The 23,552-nt window shown below is 35.6% G+C and carries 17 protein-coding genes; 6 read left to right on the top strand and 11 right to left on the bottom strand.

Going from position 1 to position 23,552, the window contains the following annotated elements; translation table 11 throughout:
* The first annotated feature begins 3 nt into the window (after nt 1–3).
* The 6 genes from G508_RS0108460 (at nt 4) to G508_RS0108435 (ending at nt 4,829) form a co-directional block, all read left to right on the top strand.
* Entirely contained in the window at nt 4–372 is a 369-nt protein-coding gene (locus G508_RS0108460; protein ID WP_035694424.1) for a response regulator, read from the top strand.
* A gap of 4 nt (nt 373–376) precedes the next feature.
* Nucleotides 377–1,186 carry a CheR family methyltransferase gene (locus tag G508_RS0108455; protein WP_026704912.1) on the top strand — a complete coding sequence of 270 codons (810 nt, stop codon included), beginning with the start codon at nt 377–379 and terminating at the stop codon, nt 1,184–1,186.
* The gene (locus G508_RS0108450; RefSeq protein WP_026704911.1) at nt 1,168–1,749 is read left to right on the top strand and encodes a chemotaxis protein CheB; all 582 of its coding nucleotides are present in this window, start codon (nt 1,168–1,170) and stop codon (nt 1,747–1,749) included. Before G508_RS0108455 ends, G508_RS0108450 begins: the two co-directional genes overlap by 19 nt.
* Nucleotides 1,750–1,889: 140 nt before the next feature.
* On the top strand, nt 1,890–2,993 hold the full coding sequence (locus G508_RS0108445; protein ID WP_026704910.1) for an MBL fold metallo-hydrolase: 1,104 nt from the start codon (nt 1,890–1,892) through the stop codon (nt 2,991–2,993).
* A gap of 43 nt (nt 2,994–3,036) precedes the next feature.
* Complete coding sequence (locus tag G508_RS0108440) at nt 3,037–3,966, top strand: helix-turn-helix domain-containing protein (RefSeq protein WP_026704909.1); 930 nt, start codon at nt 3,037–3,039, stop codon at nt 3,964–3,966.
* Nucleotides 3,967–4,061: 95 nt separating this feature from the next.
* Nucleotides 4,062–4,829, top strand: a complete 768-nt coding sequence (locus tag G508_RS0108435; RefSeq protein WP_026704908.1) for an SDR family NAD(P)-dependent oxidoreductase — start codon at nt 4,062–4,064, stop codon at nt 4,827–4,829.
* 100 nt (nt 4,830–4,929) lie between these two features.
* Here G508_RS0108435 and G508_RS0108430 read toward each other — a convergent pair whose 3' ends face one another.
* From G508_RS0108430 to G508_RS0108385, 11 genes are all read right to left on the bottom strand, one after another.
* Nucleotides 4,930–7,920, bottom strand: a complete 2,991-nt coding sequence (locus G508_RS0108430; RefSeq protein WP_051197515.1) for a glycosyl hydrolase 115 family protein — start codon at nt 7,918–7,920, stop codon at nt 4,930–4,932.
* A gap of 5 nt (nt 7,921–7,925) precedes the next feature.
* Complete coding sequence (locus G508_RS0108425) at nt 7,926–9,851, bottom strand: sialate O-acetylesterase (protein ID WP_026704906.1); 1,926 nt, start codon at nt 9,849–9,851, stop codon at nt 7,926–7,928.
* 186 nt (nt 9,852–10,037) lie between these two features.
* Nucleotides 10,038–11,966: a RagB/SusD family nutrient uptake outer membrane protein gene (locus tag G508_RS0108420; protein ID WP_026704905.1), complete on the bottom strand. Its 1,929-nt coding sequence runs from the start codon at nt 11,964–11,966 to the stop codon at nt 10,038–10,040.
* 11 nt (nt 11,967–11,977) lie between these two features.
* Nucleotides 11,978–13,729, bottom strand: coding sequence for a SusC/RagA family TonB-linked outer membrane protein (locus G508_RS20495; protein WP_281170221.1), 1,752 nt, complete (start codon nt 13,727–13,729; stop codon nt 11,978–11,980).
* Nucleotides 13,730–13,860: 131 nt separating this feature from the next.
* The gene (locus G508_RS20490) at nt 13,861–15,042 is read right to left on the bottom strand and encodes a SusC/RagA family TonB-linked outer membrane protein (protein WP_281170216.1); all 1,182 of its coding nucleotides are present in this window, start codon (nt 15,040–15,042) and stop codon (nt 13,861–13,863) included.
* A gap of 635 nt (nt 15,043–15,677) precedes the next feature.
* A complete protein-coding gene (gene xylA / locus G508_RS0108410; protein WP_026704904.1) occupies nt 15,678–17,003 on the bottom strand; it encodes a xylose isomerase in 1,326 nt (441 codons plus the stop codon).
* A gap of 4 nt (nt 17,004–17,007) precedes the next feature.
* Nucleotides 17,008–18,498: a xylulokinase gene (locus G508_RS0108405; protein WP_026704903.1), complete on the bottom strand. Its 1,491-nt coding sequence runs from the start codon at nt 18,496–18,498 to the stop codon at nt 17,008–17,010.
* On the bottom strand, nt 18,499–19,509 hold the full coding sequence (locus tag G508_RS0108400; protein WP_026704902.1) for a GntR family transcriptional regulator: 1,011 nt from the start codon (nt 19,507–19,509) through the stop codon (nt 18,499–18,501).
* Nucleotides 19,510–19,622: 113 nt separating this feature from the next.
* Nucleotides 19,623–20,657: a glycoside hydrolase family 43 protein gene (locus G508_RS0108395; RefSeq protein ID WP_026704901.1), complete on the bottom strand. Its 1,035-nt coding sequence runs from the start codon at nt 20,655–20,657 to the stop codon at nt 19,623–19,625.
* Between the two features lie 23 nt (nt 20,658–20,680).
* Entirely contained in the window at nt 20,681–22,114 is a 1,434-nt protein-coding gene (locus tag G508_RS0108390; RefSeq protein ID WP_026704900.1) for an MFS transporter, read from the bottom strand.
* Between the two features lie 290 nt (nt 22,115–22,404).
* Nucleotides 22,405–23,523: an endo-1,4-beta-xylanase gene (locus tag G508_RS0108385; protein ID WP_026704899.1), complete on the bottom strand. Its 1,119-nt coding sequence runs from the start codon at nt 23,521–23,523 to the stop codon at nt 22,405–22,407.
* Between the last annotated feature and the right edge of the window lie 29 nt (nt 23,524–23,552).

Raw genomic sequence — 23,552 nt, 5'->3', positions numbered from 1 at the left:
CAGATGAAAAAGAAGAAAAAAGTTTTGATAGTTGACGATGATTCGCGAAATATTTTTGCCTTATCAGCGGTTTTACGTTCCAGAGAATATCAATGTGTTTCCTGCATGAGTGCTTCAGAAGCCATAAGTATTTTAAATAATGAAAAAGATTTTGATGCCATTTTGCTCGATATGATGATGCCTGACATGGATGGATATGAAGCTATTCCGTTGATTAAAAGCCTTCCAAATCATGAAAACACACCACTTATAGCTGTCACGGCTCAAGCAATGCTTGGCGACAGGGAGAAATGCATTCAGGCTGGTGCCGATAATTATATTTCTAAACCTGTAGATATGGATAAATTGTTCCAAATTCTAAGCATTACATAAATTTATGATAACGGACCAAGAGCTTGATATCTTAATCAATGAATTGTATGAAAGTTATGGCTATGACTTTAGTGGCTACTCAAAAGCGTCATTCAAGAGACGCGTTGACCGGCTTTACCAATTAGATGGCTTCACTAATTTTCAATCATTTCTATCGAAGATAATCGATGATTCAGATTATTTTAGCAGGATGGTAGAGGAAATTACCGTGAACATTACTGAGATGTTTCGCGATCCACATTTTTATAGAATTCTGCGAACTGAAATCCTTCCTGTTTTGGCTACAAAGCCTTTTATCAGGATTTGGCATGCGGGATGTTCTACTGGCGAAGAAGTATATTCGGTTGCCATTTTGCTCAAAGAGGCTAATCTTCTGGAGAAAGCGTTACTTTATGCTACAGATATTAGTCCACCAGTTTTGGAAGTAGCTAGAAAAGGTGTTTTTCCGTTACGAATGATGAAGCAATATTCCGAAAACTATATGGCTTCGGGTGGAAAAAAAGATTTTTCGCATTATTATACTGCAAATTATGGACTGGCAAAATTTGGCGAAGACCTCTCTTCCAGAATGGTTTTTTCGCAACACAATTTGGTTTCAGACCGTTCCTTCAATGAATTTGATTTAATTTTGTGCCGAAATGTGCTCATTTATTTCGATAAAGAATTACAAGAACGTGCCTTGCATTTATTTGACGACAGTTTGGCAAAACTGGGCTATTTGGCACTGGGAACAAAAGAAACCATCAAATTTACTTCTATGCAAAAGCGATATAAGCAATTAGAAAAAGAAAAAATATGGAGAAAGACACATTGATTTCCAATTGTAAAATACTTATAATTGGTGGTTCGGCAGGAAGTTTGGATGTGTTGATCAAGATTTTGCCTCACCTTGATATTCCTAGTTTTGCCCTCGTGATTGTACTCCACAGAAAGCATACAGAGGACAATACCTTGGAAGAATTGATTGCAGCCAAATCCATAATACCTTTAAAAGAAGTCGAAGACAAGGTGGAGATACTGCCAGGTTATATCTATATTGCACCTTCTGACTACCATTTGCTTTTTGAAAAAAATAATTTGCTTTCGCTCGATACTTCCGAGAAGGTAAATTACAGCCGCCCAAGTATTGATGTAGCGTTTGAATCTGTCGCTGACGCGTATGGAAAAGCGGTCGTGGGGGTGCTGCTTTCTGGTGCAAATGCTGATGGAACTGACGGACTGATTGCGATAAAAAATGCAGGAGGAATCATCATTGTGCAACAACCCGAAACAGCCGATATGCCCTTCATGCCTAGTCATGCAGTACAAAATACTTCACCTGATTTTATTGTTGACATTCCTGCTCTTTTGGATTTAATCAAGAGAATCAATTCCTGATTTTTTATTATAATTAGCTGGATTTTAACACAGTATTATAATTAGTGTTGGTTTATGGATTTGCAATTTTCATACATTTGAATTCTTAAAATTCAGAGTTGATTTACATGAAAATAAAACTCAAAAAAATCCTTAAACGAATGATAATAATATTTGGCAGTGTTCTTGTAATCCTTGTTATTGCTGGAATCTTTTTTTTAAATCAACCTCAGTTTGGCAAAGCTCCATCAGGAGAAAGACTCGATAGAATTTCAAAATCGCCACAATTCAAAGACGGCAAATTTCAAAATTTCAGCTTCACTCCTACCTTGACCGAAGGTTATTCGATGTCGGGAATACTTTACAAGCAACTTTTTGGAAAACATCCTGACAGGACTCCTTTAAAGGAAATCCCATCTGTAAAAACCGATTTAAAGAATCTAGATCCAAATGAAAATATTTTAATTTGGTTCGGACATTCATCTTATTTTCTTCAAGTTGAAGGTAAAAAATTCCTGATTGATCCTGTTTTCAGTGGTAATGCATCTCCAATTCCTAAAAGCATGAAAGCATTCAACGGAAGCAATGAGTATCAAGTTAGCGATTTGCCCGAAATTGATTTTTTATTGATTTCTCACGATCATTATGACCATTTGGATTATACCACTATTTTAGAACTCAAGTCCAAAGTAAAGCAAGTGATTTGTGGCTTAGGAGTGGGGTCTCATTTGGAATATTGGGGTTATGATGCCTCAAAAATCATAGAGAAAGATTGGCATGAAACCGAAGTCTTAACCGATGAAATAAAAATCCATACCACACCAGCACGTCATTTTTCGGGAAGAGGATTCACTCGAAACAACACGCTTTGGTTGTCTTTTGTATTGGAAACCTCCAAAAGAAAATTGTTTTTAGGAGGTGATAGCGGTTATGATAGACATTTTGCTGCAATAGGAGAAAAACATGGACCATTTGATTTAGCTCTTTTGGAAAACGGACAATATAATGTAGCTTGGGAAGCCATTCATTTATTGCCAAATCAAGTGCTGAAAGCTGCTACAGATTTAAAAACAGAAAAACTCATACCTGTTCACTCTTCAAAATTCAAACTGGCAATGCATCCTTGGAACGAGCCTTTGCAGCAAGTTTCAGAAATGTATAAGAAAGGAAATTTCGATTTCAAATTGGCTACACCCATAATTGGTGAAAAAGTTGATTTAGACAACACTGAACAAGTTTTTTCAGAATGGTGGAAAAACATTTAAAGCTGCAATTGAATTTTGATGTATATTTGAATTTTGCAAATATATGAGTACCATCACCATCAAAGAATTCTACGAAGATATTTTCAGAGACACCTGTCCTGATTTGGACCAATTTCTATCCGAAAATATCAATAAAGATATAGGACATTTTAATGTGTTCAATATCGAAAACATGTACAATACGTGTAAGTCGAAACCGGAAATGCCTTATAACCGAAGAACTTATTATAAAGTAAGTTTGATTTCTGGCGAAAACACAGTTGAATATGCTGATAAAACCATTCATATAAAGGAATATGGTGTTTTATTTGCCACACCTAAAATACCGTATCGTTACAGCCCGAAAGATTCTGATCAAGCTGGGCATTTTTGTGTCTTTACAAAAGATTTTGTACCCTTTTCTAAAACCGGATTTGATATTGATTCTTTGAATGTTTTTTCTAGCAAAAGTGATTTTGTGTACCAAATTACAGCCGAAAATTACCATCAGATTAAAACAGTTTTCGAAAAAATGCATCTTGAAATTAATTCAGATTATGAATTCAAATATGACTTGCTTCGGAATTATCTGATGGAACTTTTGCACTATGGACAAAAATTAAAACCCCTTGCTTCATCTGAAACTGGAAAAACTGCTGCAACCCGAATTACCTCTCTTTTTATAGAACTACTTGAACGGCAGTTTCCTATTGAAAATACAACTCAGCTTTTAGTGCTAAAAACACCAAAAGAGTATGCGGAAGCCTTGAATGTTCATGTAAATCATTTGAATAAAGTATTAAAAGAAACCATCGGAAGAACGACTGGCGAAATCATTTCCAGCAGGATTAATCAAGAGGCGAAAATTTTGCTGAAGCAAACCAATTGGAATGTTTCGGAGATTGCCTATTCTTTAGGCTTTGAAGAAGTAGCCCACTTTTCGAACTTCTTTAAAAAGCATACCCAACAGTCACCTTTGGTCTATCGAGGATAAAATTATTTGATATTTGCAAATTTTGATTTGATACATGCAAATTGCTTTTGAGGAATACTTCGCAACTTTGTAGTATAATTTTAAACAATCAAAAGATGTCAAAAAATGCAAAAAAAATAGCCTTAGTAACAGGCGGAAGTCGTGGTTTAGGTAAAAGTTCGGCTTTGCAATTAGCCAAAAAAGGATTTGATGTGATCATTACTTATCAAACCAAAAAAGAGGATGCTGAAAAGGTAGTTGAAGAAATTAAAAATATTGGGCAAAAAGGATTTGCAATTCAATTGGATATTGCAAGTACAACTGGATTTGATCACTTTAAAAATGAAGTTTTATCACTTTTAGATACCCATTTTGAAGGACAAAAACTCGATGCACTAGTTAATAATGCTGGTGTTGGTGTTAACATGCCTTTCGAACAAACTACAGAAGAAGCTCTTGATGCCATGACCAATATTCACTTCAAAGGACCTTTTTTCCTTACTCAAAAGCTATTGCCACTTATCAACGATGGTGGTAGTATCGTAAACACTTCATCAGGTTTGGCCCGTTTTTCATTTGCAGGATATTCAGCTTATGGAGCGATGAAAGCCGCTGTGGAATCTTTGTCACGTTATCAAGCTTTGGAGTTAGGTGAGCGAAAAATTAGAGTGAACACAGTAGCTCCTGGAGCAATTGAAACTGATTTTGGTGGTGGATTAGTGAGAGATAATAAAGATTTTAATCAATTAATTGCTTCCGATACTTCATTAGGAAGAGTTGGTTTACCTGACGATATTGGAGCTGTGGTTGCTTTTCTATGTTCGGATGAATCGGGCTGGATCAATGCACAAAGACTTGAAGTTTCTGGTGGATTTAAAATCTAAAATTCCTCAACATTCTAAATTAGAAAAGGCAGATAAAAAATTTATCTGCCTTTTTCTGTTCACAAAAAACAATTATAAAAAAAATATAATCTTTTAATTTCTATGGTTTTTTGATGGATTGAATCATATTAAAACTCTCTTGAGGTCCAAGATAACTTTCTTTCAATCCGCCAGTATTCACGATAATTTTTTGTACCACAACTCCAGGATCAATCATCCAGACTTTCAAAGTGTGATACCCTTTCTTGTTGATTTTTAATTTGGTTTTAATCTTCCTAACTTGATTTACAACTGATTCTGACCAATCTTTGTTTGTGTATTCTATCTTGTAATCGTCTGGAACATTCGTGATGTATTCAGGTTTTTCATCATCAAAAGAAACGGCTATTCGGTTATCCCGACCCGGAATAAAATTCAGCAATGGAGATGTTATCAAATTAATTTCAACTTCGCCTTCCGTAAAAAGATGCATTGGATATTCCATGCATGGAGCGTCTTTTCCAGGAGTTGCAGATGGAGCATCTACTGGTCCAGTAGCTCTCATTCCCGATAAAGTCAAACCATAATCTTCAATCTTGATCCATTTTCTTTCACCTTCATTACTGTTTTTTGCAAAATGTTCGGCTTCAATTGAAACCACTCCTCCACTTTCTACAAAGCCTTTTAGATTTTTCTTGGTAACTTCTTCTGGATGAAAAGCCGAAACTGCGATAATAACTTTTTTTCCAGAACCGGAAATGGTTACGGTTCCATTGGTTTTTCCTTTCGGTAGTTTAGCTTCGTTTACACTTAAATAAACCCGTTTATTTCCATTCTTGATTGTTCCTTTTGGTGCATCAATACTGATCCACTGGACGTCAGACGAAATTTCATAATCAAAAGAACCTTGCCCTGTATTGAAAATTTCGATGTAATGCTTGTTGTTATTGAAAATATCAAATTCAGGCAAAATCGCTTTTTCAGAACGGTTCGGAAAGCTGTTTTCGCTTCCTTCCAAACCAATTCCCATCGAAGCCTTTTCCGGAATTTCAAGTTCCGAAAGTTTGATGGCATCCAAACTATTTTTCTTAGGCGGATTCCAACTTGTATAACCAAGATGTGTCTGATCCATAAAATGATCCCATTTTCCATCGGCATAAATCTTATTGTAATGGTGCATCAAAGTGGTGTCTTTCACAAATAAATCTCGTGTGAGTTTTGCAAAATCATTCGTACTGGCTCTTTTTTGTTTGGCATACAATTTATTTTTGGCTGCCGTTACATAAAGTTCGTTTACCAAGGCACTCGCTTTTGTTGGAAACAAAACGATTTGATAGAAAGCATCTCGTTTTTCCTTTGGTAATTTTTCATAAATGGCTTCAGCTTCAGCAGTTATTTTGTTGTAATCGGCTACGACATTTTCGGCTTCATTGTAATGTACCAAACTGTAGGTTGTTGGCGATAACGATTCGGGTTTTCTTCTTCCATTAAATTTGGTGTATTTTGAAAGAATGTTGGTAATTTCATCGGCATATTCGGTTCCAAATTGCTTGATGACCCATTCTTTTGTATAAGCATTGATGTTCGAATTGGTCCACTTTTTTGTATCCCAAGCCAAATCCATGAAATATTCCATCGGCAATTCATAACCTTTGAAATGACCTACATTTACAATCCAAATCCTGTCGGCTTCATATTGTTTTGACAACGCCATCTGATCCCAAATCTTGGAAATAGGATTGGTATTGATCCACTCATAACTTCTTGGACCTCCATGATAATCAAAATGATAGTAAACGCCTGAGCCTCCACTTCTTTTTCGTTCCTCAGAAGTTGGCAATCGTCTAACATTTCCCCAATTGTCATCGGCCCATAAAAGCGTGATGTTGTCGGGAACGACCATTCCTTCATTATAATAATCTAGGATTTCTTTGTAAAGACACCAAGTTTGTGGAATTTCATTTAAATTTTGTCCCGTTTCTTCCTTGATGATTTGCTGTTGAGTATGCACGATTCCTTCAATCATGGCGATATTGTCTTGCAAACTACCTTCAATCTCCGAATCATTTGCACCACGAAGTCCCATTGAAATCATGTTTTCGTAGTTTTTATTTCTTCGGATACCATCTCTCCAAAATTTTTGAAGCGTGTCAGGATGCTTGTAATAATTCCAATGACCCAAGGTTTTGATGTATCGTCTGTCCCATTCTTGTTGAGATCGCATCATCGGTTCTTGATGTGAATTTCCCATAACGATTCCGTATTCATCTGCAAGACGCGGATTTTCAGGATCATCTTCGTTAAATGCATTGCTCCACATGGCTGGCCAAAGATAATTGGCTTTGATTCGAAGCATCAATTCAAACACTTTTGCATAGAATTCGCTTCCATAATTGGCAACGTTATTCCCAATGGGCGGATTTTTGCTTGGCGGAACCAACCCGTAATTTTCCTTGACCCAATTTGTCAAAGCTGGAGCTTCATCGTTGATGAAAATTCCGCGGTATTTCACACTTGGGGATTGGTTATATTTTACTGGTTTTACATATAAAGCATTTTTGTGTTCAACGGGAACATCTGCCCAAAAATACCAAGGCGAAACACCAATTTTTTGCGAAACATCATAGATTCCGTAGATCGTTCCTCGTTTGTCGCTTCCAACAATTACTAACGCTTTATCAATTCCAGGAAAAGGTTTTTCGATGGTTTGAATAGAATAGGCTTCCCATTTTCCTGCAACTTCCTTTACATCAAGTTTTCCGCTTTTGACCAATTGGTCGATGACTGGACTTTTGCTAAACGTTCCAACGATTACAATCTCTTTTTCGGTTGGTAATTTGTCGAAAATAATGGTTGGTTCGTGATTGGTAACCTTTCCTATATCTGATTTTAAATCTTTCAAGGCTCGGATTACTCCCGAAAAGTCTTTGGAATCGATAAATAAATTCGTTGATTTTCCATCATCAGATAATTTAAAAAAGGATTTGTTTTTTGTGGTTGATATGTAGGCACTTTCATCTTGGGAAAATGCTGTTGATAAGGATACTATCAAAATGGCACTGCACCAAAATCTGAATTTCTGTTGAATTATTTTGGAAAAATTAAAACTCATTGTATTTATTTTTTTGTGCTTAAACTTGCTTCAAAAGGTGATGCTGGAAGATTTTCTTTGTTGAATAAATTGGCTCTATCGGGATTATCTGCCCAAGCATATCTAACAGCTTCCGGATTTGGAATGTTATCACTCCAAACGACTACCTTATCGCCTTCAATTTTTGCATTTGCCCAAACAAATTTGCCGTCTTTTCCGGCAATAGCAAATTCTTGTAACGGTTTTCCATCTTTAGAAATTAAACCCGAACCAATATCAGAAAAAGATAGAATCAATTTGCTTCCCTCCTTTTTCATACTTTCAAAAAGTGGTCCAGAAGCCACTATATTTTTTTCTCCGTAGGCAACTTTTTGAGCTTGCAAGGCTAATCTTTTTCCAACATCATATTTGTTCAAAGGATGAATGTCGTTCCATTCGCCAATATCAATGATAGTAGCCATTCCTGTATTGGCAACAGCCAAAGTATTTTTTTGCTGTTGCCTTAAAGCTGCCCAATTACTTTCTGTTGGTTCAGGATTTGGGTTCATAAAATTGGCCAATTGTACATATAAAAAAGGGAAATCACCTTGGTTCCATTTTGCTCTCCAAGTGGTGATTAAGGTTTCCATCAAATCACCATATTCGGCTGGATTCTTAGTGCTGGATTCCCCTTGGTACCAAAGAACACCTTTGATAGAATAATTAGTCAATGGAGCAATCATGGCGTTGTAAAGTCCTACAGGTTTCCATCTGATAAAGGTTTGTGAAGGCAATGCTTCCATTTTTGCACCTAATTTATACTTCCAACTTCCTTTTAAATCTAGGGTTTGATTTCCGATAACAAGTTCATAAGGCTTATCGGTAACAAAACCACCTTTTCCTGAATTGTTGATGACTCTGACAACGATTTCATTTTTTCCTTCTTTCAAAAATTTAGTATCAAACGTATATTTTCTTGGAGGATACTGGTAGGAAGTTGTCCCGACGAAATTTCCGTTTACAAAAACAGAATCGGCATCAACGATTCTTCCCAATTCGATATGAGCTGTTTTTCCGTCGATTTTGGAAAGATGAAACTCTTTTCTGAACCATACAACTCCATGCAAATAGCCTAGTTCTTCGTTTGCCCAATAGCCTGGAATATTCATTTGTTTCCAATCTGAATCATCCAATTCCGTGTTTTTCCAATTGTTTTTTAAACCTTCATCAGTTTTATTGACCAATTCATACCAATCTTTACTGACTTTCTTATCGTTTTCCTCGATTTGAACAATGAGTTTTCCGTCTTTAAATTTTTGGTGTTCTTTTGCATATTCTGGAAATTTCTTGACAGCCGTTTCGCTTATCCAAGCTTCGGCAGGCGAACCTCCCAATGCACTGTTGATCAAACCGATTGGCACTTTGTATTTGGTATAAATTTCGTTGGCAAAAAAGTATCCAACAGCTGAAAATTCCAAAACATTTTCAGGTGTTGCAGCTTTCCATTCTCCCGCTTCAACATCAGTATTTTCCTTTTCGAAATCATATTTGTCAGGAACTAGAAAATGACGGATATTAGAGTTAGTTGCTTTAGCGATTTCATTTGCATATTTATCCTTGACACGTTGCATCGGGAGTTCCATATTGGATTGTCCACTTAAAACCCAAACATCGCCAAAAAGAATGTCCTTCAGTACAATTTTATTGGAAGCCGAAAGCGTCATTTCATAGGGTCCACCTGCTTTATGCGAAGGCAAAATAACGGTCCATTCACCAGTTTTTGAAGTGGTAGCAAAATATTTTTTAGTATTGAAATCTATTTGGATCTTTTCGTTTGGGGAAGCCCAGCCCCATATTTTTATTTTGGTATCGCATTGTAACACCATTCCATCACTAATTAGTCTCGGAAGTTTTATTTGTGCATTGAGGATTGTTCCAAGAAACAGGATTATGACTGTCATTATTTTTTTCATTTTGATATTTTTTAATTTCGATTTATAATTATTTTTTTTGGCTTTTAATTATTTAACTGCAAATATCGTTCACTTCTTGAAAGATATTAAAAAGCCGAAAGTAATTAACTCTCGGCTTTTTGTGTAAAAACAAACTACTAACTCAAACTTATTTTGAAAAAACTATTTTATTTAGTGTTCTACTGATTATAGGTAACCAGGATTTTGATAAGTAGCTTTATCTTCTGGAGTTCCATTCATTGCATCAAGCTGACCGATTGGAATTGGACGAAGATAAAAATGCTTCTCGATTGTTCTTGTAAATGTTTGTGGCGTATGATCGCCATATGTTGGTCCACAAATTTCATAAGAACCTGCTAGTTCTTCCCATTTTTGAGTACGAACTAAATCAAACCAACGGTAACCTTCTGCATAATATTCTCTAGAACGTTCTGCTAGAATATAATTGATATCGATTACTGCAGGAGTTGCTGCTATCATAGCTGCACTATTATCCTCATTTTTAACTACATTACCATTATTGTCAAATCTCCATTTTCCTGCACGAGCACGTATCACGTTGATTAAACTTCTTGCATCTCTACCTCCTGTTGTTGCTGCACCTTTAACGGCTGCTTCAGCTGCAATAAAGTAGAATTCAGAAAATTTTGCAATATTGAAAGGACGAGTACTTGCAGCGTTTGGCTGGCCTAAACCATCACCATTATCTGTCCTGAAAGGACCTAATTTCCAAAGACCTGGGTATACAATTCTGCTAATCACACCCGGTTCAATAACATAATCAGCTCGACCAGGTAAAATTCCAGCTCCAATTCCTCCTGTTGCTGCGTCATAAACGACTGCAGGATTATCTTCATTTAAAAATGTCAAAACAGCATCTCCAGGGCTTATTGATAAACCATTAGCATTAATTAAAGTTGCTGGCAAATCAGGATTTTTTGCTTTGTCCCAATTAGCTCGGTAGGTGGTTGTAAAAGTTCCATCATAGCGAGAATCATTTGTTTTGTCTGCAAATGTATTCTTAATAACTCCTATTGTAGGACACATACGGGTCCAAGGACGACCTAACGGTTGTGTTGCAGCACGTTGAACTGAACTTACTCCAGAACTTCTAATGTTGGTATAATTCCATGTCATCATCCATCCAGCAAAGTTATCTGGGGCGGCACCACTTCCAAAACTAAGGCTACTTCCATTAAAAAATTCACTCTTTTCGGTATGGTCAGCATATAGCATTATTTCTGAATTCCTGTCGTTTAGTCCAAGATTAACATCATAATAAGTTTCTTGTAGGCTGTATGGTCCTGGATTGTCTATTCCCTCAAGTGCAACATTATAAGCTTGCTGGTAGTACCATTGAGCATCATGTCCGTCAGGATCAACTCTTGTGGTTTCAGGATAAGTTGGGATATTATTCGGATTTTCTAACCACCAACCATAAGTAAGATATGCTTTCGATAAGTATAATCTGGCAACAGTTTTGTTTACTCCTCCTTTTACACGTTCGCCAGCTGGTAATTCCTCAATGGCTTGAAGTAAATCTGGAAAAACACATCTTGTATATACTTCTGGAACAGTATTTCGTACAGAAGTTCTTGATGGTGTTACGTTAAATCTTAATTCTCCTGAACCTAAATCCAATGGCACACCTCCAAATGTTTGAACAAGTAAAAAATAATCGAATGCACGAAAGAATTTTGCTTCGGCAATAAGTTGTTCTGATATTCCTACTGCTGCAGCATATTCGATTACACCATTTGCCGTATTGATATTGGAGAAAGCGGTTCCCCATAAAGCATCGCTTCTACTGCTAGATGATGTTATGGATCCAACCCCAGTCATATCCATATCTTTAAAATTATTATCGGCACTTTGGGCATAAGTTGCCTCATCTGTACCTGTAATTAAAGTATTGTAGTAATAGGCAGGTCCATAGATGTAGCGTAAATGTGCATACATTGAAGTCAAACCGCCCAAAACACCTTTCTCTGTTTGAAAGAAACCAGGTTCTAAGACGCTACGAGGTTGTTCTTCTAAGATTTCGTCAGAACATCCCGCGAAAGACAGGGCTATACAGCCAGTCAAAATTAAAATTTTAGATTTTATAAATTTCATAGTCTTTTATATTAAAATGTTAAATTAAAGCCTACCAAGAAACTTTTTGTTGCTGGTGTATTGGTTCCGATAGTTAGTAATCGTGGTTTATATGTTTCTGTAACAGCTGCATTTTCATTTCCATAAGAGTTCGTTTCTGGATCCATTCCCGTTTCTTTATGGAAAGGAGAGAACAATACCAATGGATTTGTTACAGTTGCATATAGACGGAATCTGTCAAGTCCTAAATCCTTGATAAATGCTTGTTCAAAATTATATCCTAATGTAATGGTACGAACTTTCATATAAGATGCATCAAAGTATCCCATTGTAGTTCCGTATTTAGGGTTATCGCCACTTGTTAATCCTCCCGGTTTTGGATATTTAGCATCTGTATTTTCTGGAGTCCAGTAATCTACATCTACGTTTCCTCTACGTCCACTTAATAAATTTAAGTATCCATTAGCCGAGTGAAGTGTACTGATTAAAACTCCACCACTTTGGAACGAACCTACAATTCCTAAATCAAAACCTTTGTAACTGAAGCGTGTGTTAAAACCACCTTGAAAGTCTGGATCCATTTTGATAACCTGACGATCATCTGGTCCAATTTGTCTAACTGGTGTCCCATCCTCATTGTATTCACCCGTGTATTTTACTTTAATCATACCTGGATTTCCACCTGGTTCTAATATATCCAAGTATGGATCGCCTTCTTGCCAAAGTCCTTCTTTTTGGTAATCATAGATTACGTTGATAGGTTGTCCAACAAACCACCAGTTCCCTTCGTCTCTATCTTGTCCAGAAGCAAGCCCTGTTAGCTCATTTTTATTTGAATAAATATTAACTCCTAATTCCCAACTCAAACCATCAGGATTATCTAATATAACACCGTTTAAAGAGAATTCAATACCTTTATTCATTGAATTTCCTGCATTAGCAATATATCCGCTAGCACCTGATGTAGGAGGAAGTCCTATTCTCATTAAAAGGTCAGTGGTCTTTGTAACATAATATTCTGCAGTTCCTGATAAACGATTGTTGAAAAAAGCAAAATCCAATCCATAGTTTCTTGTTTGAGAATATTCCCATCCTAAATCAGGACCTGGTAATTCTTGAACATAATAACCCATTGCATTTTGATCTCCAAAATTATAAGGTCTCAATCCTAGACGTCCTAAAGTTGCATAAGGATTAACAGCTTGGTTTGAAGTTTCTCCATAACCTACACGTAATTTTAGTAAATTTATAGATTTGTTATTTTCTAAAAATGACTCATTTGTGATGTTCCATCCTGCTGACAAGGCTGGATAAGTATGCCATTTTTTTCCATCTGCTAATCTTGAAGAACCATCTCTACGTATAGTTGCTGTAAGCATATAACGGTCATCATAAGAATACATTGCTCGAGCCATATAAGATCGTAAACCTGATTTTTCATAAAGTTGCTGAGCAGGATCTACAACAATAGGCTCTGTTGTTTGTCCTAAATTATAGAATCTAAATTCATCTCTTGCAATATCTGTTGCAGAAACAACTGATCTATTGAAAGAGTTTTCTTCTGCAGAAAACATACCAATCAAGTTTATCTTGTGCTTATCAGCAAAAGTACGATCATAAGTCAATAAATTTTCAATAACCCATTGTGTAGTGAGAGAATTACTGATGGCTGCTCTAGACATATTATCTGGTGTAGGACTAAAAACCCCTTCTCCTGTATAACTACCAGAATTATTCATACGGAAGTTCAAACCTACGTTTGTACGATATTTTAACCCCTCGATTCCAGGAATCTTTAGTTCGCCATATAAGTTATTGTAGGATGCAAAAGATCTACTTTCATCTACCCAAGCACTACCTAGATTTTCTACAGTATTTTTAGTGTAAACCCATTGTTGATCTGCGGCAGATTCTATTACACGCTTTGTGGTTTAAAAGGATTAGCGATTGGAGATGCACTTAAAACGCCATACATACCCATGTTTCCTCCACGAGCTACAGAATAATTATTATTAGAATTTAATCCAAACTTAAAAGCACCAATTTCCTGATCCAATGCTGCTCTAAGTGAAAAACGATCATAATTTTGTCCTGGAATAACAGCTTCATCAAGGAAATAACCAATTCCAAAATTATAAGAGCCATTTTTTGTACCACCTGCAATTGCCACATCATGGCTTGTCATAATTGCTGTTCGGTAAAAATTACCTTGCCAATCCGTATCAACATCATCAGCTTCGTCTAATCCATTTACTGGATACAAACCAGAAGCTTTTCTAAGTTCTACCAATTGAGGACCATTCATCATTGGGAAATCAGCAAACACATCTTTAATAGCATAATAGCTATTATAAGTAAAAGTAGCTTTTTGACCTTGTTGTCCTTTATTGGTTGTCACCAAAACAACTCCATTCGCCCCTCTCGAACCATAAATAGCCGTTGCAGAAGCGTCTTTTAACACATCAATACTTTTAATATCGATAGGGTTGATATCACTAATTGATCCAGCAAAAGGAATACCATCCAAAACGATAAGAGGATCATTACTTCCTGTTAACGAACGTGTTCCACGAACACGGATTTGCATAGCTGCACCAGGTTTAGAAGATGTTTGGGCAAACTCGATACCGGCAAGTCGACCTTGCAAAGCCTGTGTAATATTTCCTGAAGGAATATCACGCATTTCGGCTCCAGAGATAGAAGCTACAGATCCCGTCACCGCTTCTTTTCTTTGAGTTCCGTATCCAATTACCACTACTTCTTCAAGAGTACTCAAGCTCTCCTCAAGCAATACATCTACCCTAGTTTTCCCTTGCACAGGAACTTCCTTATTATTATATCCTAAGAAACTAATAACCAAAACACCATTTGAAGGTACATTTGTAAGGGTGTAATTTCCATCAAAATCGGAACTAGTGCCGTTTGTCGTTCCCTTGACTACAACATTCGCACCGGGTATTGGTCCATTTGCATCCGAAATAGTTCCGGAAACGCTTGATTGAGCATTAGCATCCAAAGAAAACACAGACATCAAGAGTAGAAATCCGAGATACTTGAAATGCTTTGACCTGCTTTTAATAGTAAAAAATTTAGTCATAAAAATTAATTTAAATAATTAATACATTGGTTAGTTCTGGTTTAAAAAGAAGAATTCCTTGCACTAGAATTTGTGGTTGTGGGGTGAATTCTTTTTTATTTGGTTTTATTTAACAAATATAAATAAAATAAAATTATACGCAACCGATTGCGAGAATTATTTTTTACGATAATTGAAAATATTTTAAAAAATAATTAGCCAATCCGTAATAATATAGCATTAAAAATATAGTATCTGTAATTACGAATATGATAATGAACAAAACGAAATAAATATTTCATAAATAACTTAATATCAGTGCATAATTCATAAATATGAATTAAATATAGAAAATATTTATTATTACTTTCTAGTTGGGGTGAATCAGATGACTGTATCTCTTTGCGGAATAAAAATTTTACTTATCTATTAGGCTTATAAACTTTGGTTAGTGAAAAAATATTCTTTTTTATACAATCGTTTGCTTACAGTTTTTTCGATATATAAGTTTAAAGAAAAGCTCTGAAAATTTAAAGAATAGCCGTTAGCACTAACCTTTTTCTAACGGCTAAACTTGTAAATTATTCTTAGAAAAAATGAATCAATAAGCTAAGAACAAAATTTTTAAAAACTATTCTTTTTTTAATCACTACCAATTAAATATATTGATTAATGATGTTTTCGAATAATTCTTGTTTACCACTTTGCAATTTCAATTCTCCATTTTCATGTGCAATGTTGTAAAGGTCTGTGAGGTCTAATTTACCTTCGGTGAAATCCTTTCCTTTTCCAGAATCAAAAGAGCTGTATCTTTCTTTTCTCAATCTTTCGTAAGGAGATGAAGTGATAATTTTATCAGCAATCAATAAAGCTCTTGCGAAAGTATCGGCTCCACCAATGTGTGCCAAGAAAACGTCTTCCAAATCTGTTGAGTTTCTTCTGATTTTTGCATCAAAATTAACTCCACCACCTTGCAATCCAACAGCTTTTAGGAAAACCAACATCGCTTCGGTCGTTTCTTGGATGTTGTTTGGAAACTGATCCGTATCCCAACCATTTTGATAATCACCTCTGTTAGCATCGATACTTCCTAGCATTCCTGCTTTTGCAGCAACTTCAATTTCATGCTGAAAAGTGTGTTGTGCCAATGTAGCATGGTTGACTTCGATATTGATTTTGAAATCTTTATCCAAACCATATTCTCTCAAGAAACCGATTGCAGTTGCCGAATCAAAATCATATTGGTGCTTTGAAGGCTCCATCGGTTTTGGCTCGATAAAGAAAGTTCCTTTAAAACCTTGAGCTCTTGCATAATCTCTAGACATTGTTAAAAATCTAGCCATATTATCCAATTCTCTTCCCATATCTGTGTTTAACAACGACATATATCCTTCACGACCACCCCAAAAGACATAGTTTTCACCGTCTAAAGCAATAGTAGCATCCAAAGCCAATTTTACTTGACCTCCAGCTCTTGCTACTACATTGAAATCTGGGTTTGTTGCAGCACCATTCATAAATCTTGGATTTGAGAAGCAATTTGAAGTTCCCCAAAGCAATTTAATTCCTGATTCTGCTTTTTTCTGCTTCAAATATTCCGTGATAGCCGTCAAACGTTTTTCTGATTCTGCAAAAGTTGGCCCTTCAGCAATCAAATCATAATCGTGGAAACAGAAGTAATCAAATCCCATTTTGCTAATGAATTCAAAAGCTGCATCGGCTTTGTCTTTTGCCGCTTGAAGCGGATCTGAAGATTGGTCCCAAGCAAAGTTTTGAGTTCCAGGTCCAAACGGATCGCTACCTTGACCACAGAAGGTGTGCCAATAAGCAATAGCGAAACGGAAATGCTCACGCATTGTTTTTCCATCCACAACTTGTTCTGGATTGTAATATTTGAAAGCCAACGGATTGTCCGATTCTTTACCTTCGAATTTAATTTGACCGATACCTTTATAGTATTCTTTATTTCCTAAAGTGATCATTTAATTATTTTTTTTGTGTTAATATTAATTCTAATTCTGATTTCCATTTTTCGTATGCTTTTTCATAAGGTTCCTTATTTTTTAAAGGTAAAAAGGTCATAACGTGATCATTGGTCGTGATGCTTGATCCAAATTTTTCAAAGTCACCGTCGGTTAAACCAACCGCTCTTGCAGCTCCAACCGCTCCAGTTGTATTATAAATTTCAATTTCGTGTCCGATTAGGGTTGCAACCGTATTCGAAAAAATCTCAGATCTAAAGAGATTGTCATTTCCAGCACGGATCACATTGATTGTAGCATTATCATCTTTCAAGCATTCCATTCCATATACAAATGAAAAAGCAATTCCTTCTAATGAAGCCCTGAACAAGTGTGAACTGTTGTGAATATTCAGGTTTAAATTCAAGAAATGGGTTCCGATATTTTTATTGTTGAACATACGTTCTGCACCATTTCCAAAAGGAAGCACCACTACTCCATCCGAACCAATTGCAATCTTTGAAGCTTTCCTGTTCATGGTTTCGTAGGTTTCATTTCCCATGTTATTACGCAACCATCGGTATTGGATTCCAGCTCCGTTGATATTTAAAAGCTTTCCAATCCTTGGACTTTCGACTTCATAATTTACATGTACGAAATTATTAACTCTTGTACTTTTATTGCCAGCCGACATTTCGCTTACAGCATAAAAAACACCAGAAGTTCCGCCTGTTGCTGCAACTTCGCCTGGATTTAAAACATTTAATGCCAATGCATTATTGGGTTGATCCCCAGCTCTGTACACTACTGGAATTCCAACAGGAAGTCCTGATTCCTTAGAAGCTTGCTCATTTAACAAGCCTTGATTCGTAAAATTCTCAACAATCGAAGGCGTTAAGGATTGATCGATTCCATAATAGTCTAGTAACCAGTTGGCTACTTTATTTTCTCTATAATCCCAAAGCATTCCTTCAGATAAACCATTTTTTGTAGTTCTAATATCGCCCGTTAATTTATAAGCGATATAATCTCCGGGAAGCATATATTTGTAAATCTTATTATAAAGATCCGGCTCGTTTTCTTTTACCCATTTCAATTTTGAAGCGGTGAAGTTTCCAGGTGAATTCAGCAAATGCGACATGCATTTTTCTTTTGTCAATTCTTCAAAAGCTTTGTCGCCTGTTTCAACTGCCCTACTATCGCACCAGATGATTGCATTACGCAATGGGTTGCATTTTTCATCCACAATAACCAATCCGTGCATTTGATAAGATATACCAATTCCCGCAATCTTTGAAGCATCAATATTGGCTTCACGAATGGCTCTTTTTGTAGCTACACAAATATGTTCCCACCACATTTCAGGATTCTGTTCTGCCCAATCAGGATGCAGGGAAACAATTTCCATTTCGCTTTGCGGTTCATGCAAAACGATTATTTTTTTACCCGTTTCGGCTTCTACCAAGGCCACCTTGACAGAAGAACTTCCGATATCATATCCTATGTAATAGTTCATTTATAAAGATTCTCTTAAAATTAAATTTGTTGCAACATAACTCTGAACCGGCTCTTCACGAGAAACGAACAATGCTGCTTTTGTTCCCAATTCTTTAAAATCAGTAGAAACTACCGAAATTCCCTTGTATATAAATTTTTTCATTGGTGTTTCGTTATAGGATAAAAAGCCAACGTCTTTTCCAGGTTCCATATTTTTCTCCCTGCATTGTTCCAAGAAATTACCTAAAATCCGATCACTCACACTTATATAAGCTTTTCCTGTTTGAATATTAAAATCACTTGGATTAACGATTATCTTGTATTTCACTTGATGGTCTGCACAAAATTTCTTAAAAAAATCTACAGTTTCCTTTGGATGGTTCGTGTAATTTGGGTAGATAAAAATTACTTCTTCATATTTCTTAAAGGCATATAAAGCTTCAACCAAACAATTATAAAAGGCTGCACCAAAATCCTGACAAACATAATTATGCTTGGCTTTTGAATGAATGTTCCAGTCAATCAACAACAATTTATCCTTGTCAATGCCTGCCAATGCCGCTGGGATTTCCTTATTGTCAAAATTCATGATTACATATTTGTAATACTTCCCAACACTGTTGTTAATGATGGTCTTAAAATTATCGATATTGTAATGATGGAATTGAACGTCTGTAATAATATTTGATGGCAAATTGTTTACAAACGAATGATACAATACCTCTTTATAAGCCTTAAACGTATCCAAAAACAAAAGAACTTTTCGAGTTTCTCCAGCAACATAATAACCTTTATTTGGAACAGAATCAATCACGTGCTGTTCTTTCAAAATCGAATAGGCCTTGAAAACAGTATCCCTAGATAATTGATTGTTTTTGCAAATGCTGTTTACAGAAGGAAGCGAGTCTCCTTTTTCTAAGATCTTTTTAGCAATTGCATTATTGATACCATTTACCAATTGCTGGTATTTTGGTACATCACTTTCATGATTGATGTAAATGCTGAACTCTTTGGAAAAATTTTCTAACATACTGTTCTGTTCTGGTCTGCTAAAATAGTTATTTTTATCTTATCTTAAATTTTTATTTAAAAAAATTAAGTGTTAATTTTTATCGGCTAAAAAAATGATAATTAAAGTCTTACTTACAGTACTTTGTAATCATTATAAGGGTCTAGTGTAATAATCGAACCGTCTTCTCTATAGTTGATTTTAACCACTTTAATAGATCTTAAATGCGTTACACCTTTTGAAAGGCTTGAATCGTGATAAAATAAATACCACTCACCTTCTACTTCACAAATAGAATGATGTGAAGTCCAACCAATAACTGGATTTAAAATTCTTCCTTGATATGTAAATGGTCCATAAGGATTATCTCCTATTGCATAACAAATAAAATGCGTGTCGCCAGTTGAATAGGAAAAATAATATTTTCCGTTGTATTTGTGCATCCACGAAGCTTCAAAGAAACGACGATCATTATCTCCAGCCAAAAGCTCGTTGCCGTTTTCATCCAAAATCTTGAGTTCTTTTGGTTCTTCGGCAAATTCTTTCATATCATCCGAAAGTAATGCCATGATTGGCCCTAAAGCGGGTTCATTTGCAGATGGTTCTTCGTTTTCATTGGCAAATTTATTATTGCGATACTTTTGAAGTTGTCCGCCCCAAATTCCGCCAAAATACATATAATATTTACCATCTTCATCTTCAAAAACAGCCGGATCGATAGTATAACTTCCTTTGATGGCTACTGGTTCTGGAACAAATGGACCAACTGGTGAATCGCTTACAGCAACTCCAATCTGAAAAATCCCATCTGGACGCTTTGCAGGAAAGTATAAATAATATTTACCGTCTTTATGAGCTGCATCTGGAGCCCACATTTGCTTTTCGGCCCATTTTACATCTTTTACATCCAATGCAAGTCCATTGTCTTTTGCTTCCAGATCGTTCACGCTTTCCATCGAAAAGACATGATAGTCTTCCATACCGAAATGTCCTCCATCATCATCAAATGGAATTCCGGCATCAATATCATGTGATGGATAAATATAAATTTTTCCGTTAAAAACATGTGCAGATGGATCTGCTGTATACATGTGCTTTACCAAAGGTTGCGAAATTGCTTTTACCTCTAAAGTTGTAAAATCAACTTTTTCGATACTTTCTTCTGGCATATTATTTTAATTTTTATGTATAATTAAACTCTTCTTGACTTTAAATCGGATTCAATCTTCACTTCCATTTCCTTGTTTATCTTATAGAAAAACAATAATCCTACTCCAATTAAAAAAGGAATTGACGGAAAGATACTAACTAATAGTTTGATCCCATTTATGGCAACATCTGTTTGAACTAAAGAATTAGGTACATATTCATAAAATCCTAAAATAGATGTTGTTACTGCACCTCCAATGCTCAATCCTGCTTTTAATCCCACCATCATAGCCGAGAAAATAATCGCTGTAGCACGACGGTTATTGAGCCACTCCGAATAATCGGCAACATCTGCAATCATAGCCCAAAGTAGCGGAATGGTAATTCCGTAGAAAAAGCCGTGAAGAATTTGCGACATGAAAATAAGATTTACCGCTTTCGAAGGAAAAAGATAAAATGCCATGATAAATAAGGTCGAAATAAAGAGGAAGATACCAAACACATTTCTCTTGCCATATTTATCGGCTAATTTTTTAGATAATGTAATTCCAATGATCATAAAAATAATTCCTCCAGCATTAAATAAGCCAAATGCAGCTGATATCGGATCTTCTCCAAATTGATTCAATCCGATAGTAGATAGGAAATCCAAAATCGGACTTATAAAAAGGGCCATTTCATTCTTATCTACATAATTTTCGAAATAATATACATAAGCCCCACCTTTCATTGCTAAAGTAATAAAAACTAACATTGTAAGTGCTAACATAATCAACCAAGGAGTATTCTTTTTCAAATCAATTAAATCTTCCTTAATACTTGATTTTTGTTCCGGTTTTGGAACAATTCTTTCTTTCGTAGTAAAAAATGTTATCAAAAGCATAATGGTTCCCAAAATAGCCAAGACAGTCATTACTTTTTCGATACCAATTGCCTTGTCACCATCTCCAGCACTTTTAATGATTCCCAACATGAAGACTTGTACAAAAAATTGAGCAAACATTACGGCAACGAATCGATAAGAAGATAAGCTATTTCGTTCGCTCATATCTCCAGTAATAACACCACTTAATGCGGAATATGGTAAATTATTAGCTGCATATAACAACAATAATAAAGTATAGGTTATGACAGCATAAATTACTTTTCCTTTGTATGAAAAATCGGGAGTCGTAAATGCCAACAAAGCAATAACCCCAAGTGGAATCGCTGTCCAGAGAATCCATGGTCTGAATTTTCCCCATTTTGAAATTGTTCTATCAGCCAAAACACCAACAATTGGGTTGAAAAGGAAAGCAGCAATCAATCCAACCGCTAACATGATTATCGAAGAATGTGTTGGCGACAATCCATAAATATCGGTGTAGAAATAAGCCAAATAGGTCATCAAAGTTTGAAAGACTAAATTTGCAGCTAAATCCCCAAGGCTGTAGCCAATTTTTTCTTTTATGGACAACTTTTGTGAAGTGAAATTCATTATTGCTTTTGGTTTTGGTGGACGAATAGTTGTATTCGCAATTTAATAATTATTCTAACTCTTGTTTTTAATTATTTTTTTTATTTAATAAGCAATTTAAAGCTTAACATTTAAAGAATAATTCAAAATACAATCGGTTGCGTAAAAATATAAAAAAAAATGAAGCAAGCTTTATTTTGGCTTCTTATTATTTAAAAAATATATAAACAGATAGCTAGGAAGCTGTCTTGAAAAACAAAACCCGCTGAAATTGAGGACTTTCAACGGGTTTTTATAGAAAAGCTAGTGTGTTATTTCGCTTCCTTTATTTCTATCAAACCAAAATAGGCTTTTTTAGGTTGTAGCTTATCATCAAAAAGTAAAGGATAATTCGTTCTTCCCTTTATTGGCCAGTCATTCAACCATGATTGTCCGTCATTAAATCCCCAAAAAGTTACCCTGCTGATTTTATCCTTATGCTTCAAGAACAATTTAAAGATCGATTCATATCGCTTTGCCAATTGATCTTGTATAGAATCTGGAAGACTTTCTGGATATGGATTCATTTCCGCACTTCCTTCAAAACTTTGATTTACATCGGCACCTTGAACTTCCCATGGATTTTTCAACACCGTGATATCTAGCTCTGTAATAGCGACTTTTATACCTAATTCAGAATAAGCTAGAATACTTTTTTCAATCTCTTCAAGTGTAGGTGTTGTCAATTTCCAATGTCCTTGCATTCCGATACCATCTACTTTTCCACCATTTTCCTTGATTTTTTTGACCAATCTAATCGCTCCATCTCTTTTTGCAGGCAAACACAGGTTATAATCATTGTAATACAAATCAACATTCGGATCGGCTTTTGCGGCCAATTTGAAAGCATCTGTCAGATAATCTTCTCCAAGTGTTTTCAAGAAAACGGATTCCCTCAAGGTTCCATCATCGTTCAAAGCCTCATTAACTACATCCCAAGAATCGATTCTTCCTTTATATTTGGTCACAACCGTATTGATGTGATCTTGCATAAACGCTTTCATCTCTGTACTGTCGGTAATTTTTTCCATCCAAGGAGCTAATTGACTGTGCCAAATTAAAGTATGCCCGTGAATAAACATATTGTGCTTTTCGCCATAGGCCACGAATTTATCGGTCAAGCCAAATTCATACTTGCCTTTTTCTGGCTGTACAAACATCGACTTCATGATATTTTCTGCCGTAATGCTGTTGAATTCACTCACAATTATCGAATCTTCCTGAGTATTTTTTGCTTCAATTTGATCCGCATTTATGGCAGCTCCAATATAAAAATCGTCTTTGAAAACACTTTTCAATGAAGGTGTTTCCAGAACTTCTTCTTTTTTATTGTTACAACTTGCCATCAAAACAACGGCAACCAGCATAACATTTAATTTTACTAACTTCATACTTTTATATTTTGGTTATTGGTTAATAG

Source organism: Flavobacterium soli DSM 19725 (genome assembly GCF_000422705.1).
GTDB classification, from domain to species: domain Bacteria; phylum Bacteroidota; class Bacteroidia; order Flavobacteriales; family Flavobacteriaceae; genus Flavobacterium; species Flavobacterium soli.
The sequence above is the reverse complement of the archived record's forward strand: the minus strand, read 5'-3'. Positions and strand labels throughout refer to the sequence as shown.

Excerpts from the sequence above, each read along its gene's own strand:
- G508_RS0108430 (WP_051197515.1), bottom strand. The coding sequence starts at position 7,920 with ATGAGTTTTAATTTTTCCAAAATAATTCAACAGAAATTCAGATTTTGG.
- G508_RS0108420 (WP_026704905.1), bottom strand. The coding sequence starts at position 11,966 with ATGAAATTTATAAAATCTAAAATTTTAATTTTGACTGGCTGTATAGCC.
- G508_RS0108455 (WP_026704912.1), top strand. The coding sequence starts at position 377 with ATGATAACGGACCAAGAGCTTGATATCTTAATCAATGAATTGTATGAA.
- G508_RS0108405 (WP_026704903.1), bottom strand. The coding sequence starts at position 18,498 with ATGAACTATTACATAGGATATGATATCGGAAGTTCTTCTGTCAAGGTG.
- G508_RS0108440 (WP_026704909.1), top strand. The coding sequence starts at position 3,037 with ATGAGTACCATCACCATCAAAGAATTCTACGAAGATATTTTCAGAGAC.
- G508_RS0108385 (WP_026704899.1), bottom strand. The coding sequence starts at position 23,523 with ATGAAGTTAGTAAAATTAAATGTTATGCTGGTTGCCGTTGTTTTGATG.
- G508_RS0108390 (WP_026704900.1), bottom strand. The coding sequence starts at position 22,114 with ATGAATTTCACTTCACAAAAGTTGTCCATAAAAGAAAAAATTGGCTAC.
- G508_RS0108400 (WP_026704902.1), bottom strand. The coding sequence starts at position 19,509 with ATGTTAGAAAATTTTTCCAAAGAGTTCAGCATTTACATCAATCATGAA.
- G508_RS0108395 (WP_026704901.1), bottom strand. The coding sequence starts at position 20,657 with ATGCCAGAAGAAAGTATCGAAAAAGTTGATTTTACAACTTTAGAGGTA.
- G508_RS0108450 (WP_026704911.1), top strand. The coding sequence starts at position 1,168 with ATGGAGAAAGACACATTGATTTCCAATTGTAAAATACTTATAATTGGT.
- G508_RS0108460 (WP_035694424.1), top strand. The coding sequence starts at position 4 with ATGAAAAAGAAGAAAAAAGTTTTGATAGTTGACGATGATTCGCGAAAT.
- G508_RS0108425 (WP_026704906.1), bottom strand. The coding sequence starts at position 9,851 with ATGAAAAAAATAATGACAGTCATAATCCTGTTTCTTGGAACAATCCTC.
- xylA (WP_026704904.1), bottom strand. The coding sequence starts at position 17,003 with ATGATCACTTTAGGAAATAAAGAATACTATAAAGGTATCGGTCAAATT.
- G508_RS20490 (WP_281170216.1), bottom strand. The coding sequence starts at position 15,042 with ATGACTAAATTTTTTACTATTAAAAGCAGGTCAAAGCATTTCAAGTAT.
- G508_RS0108435 (WP_026704908.1), top strand. The coding sequence starts at position 4,062 with ATGTCAAAAAATGCAAAAAAAATAGCCTTAGTAACAGGCGGAAGTCGT.
- G508_RS0108445 (WP_026704910.1), top strand. The coding sequence starts at position 1,890 with ATGATAATAATATTTGGCAGTGTTCTTGTAATCCTTGTTATTGCTGGA.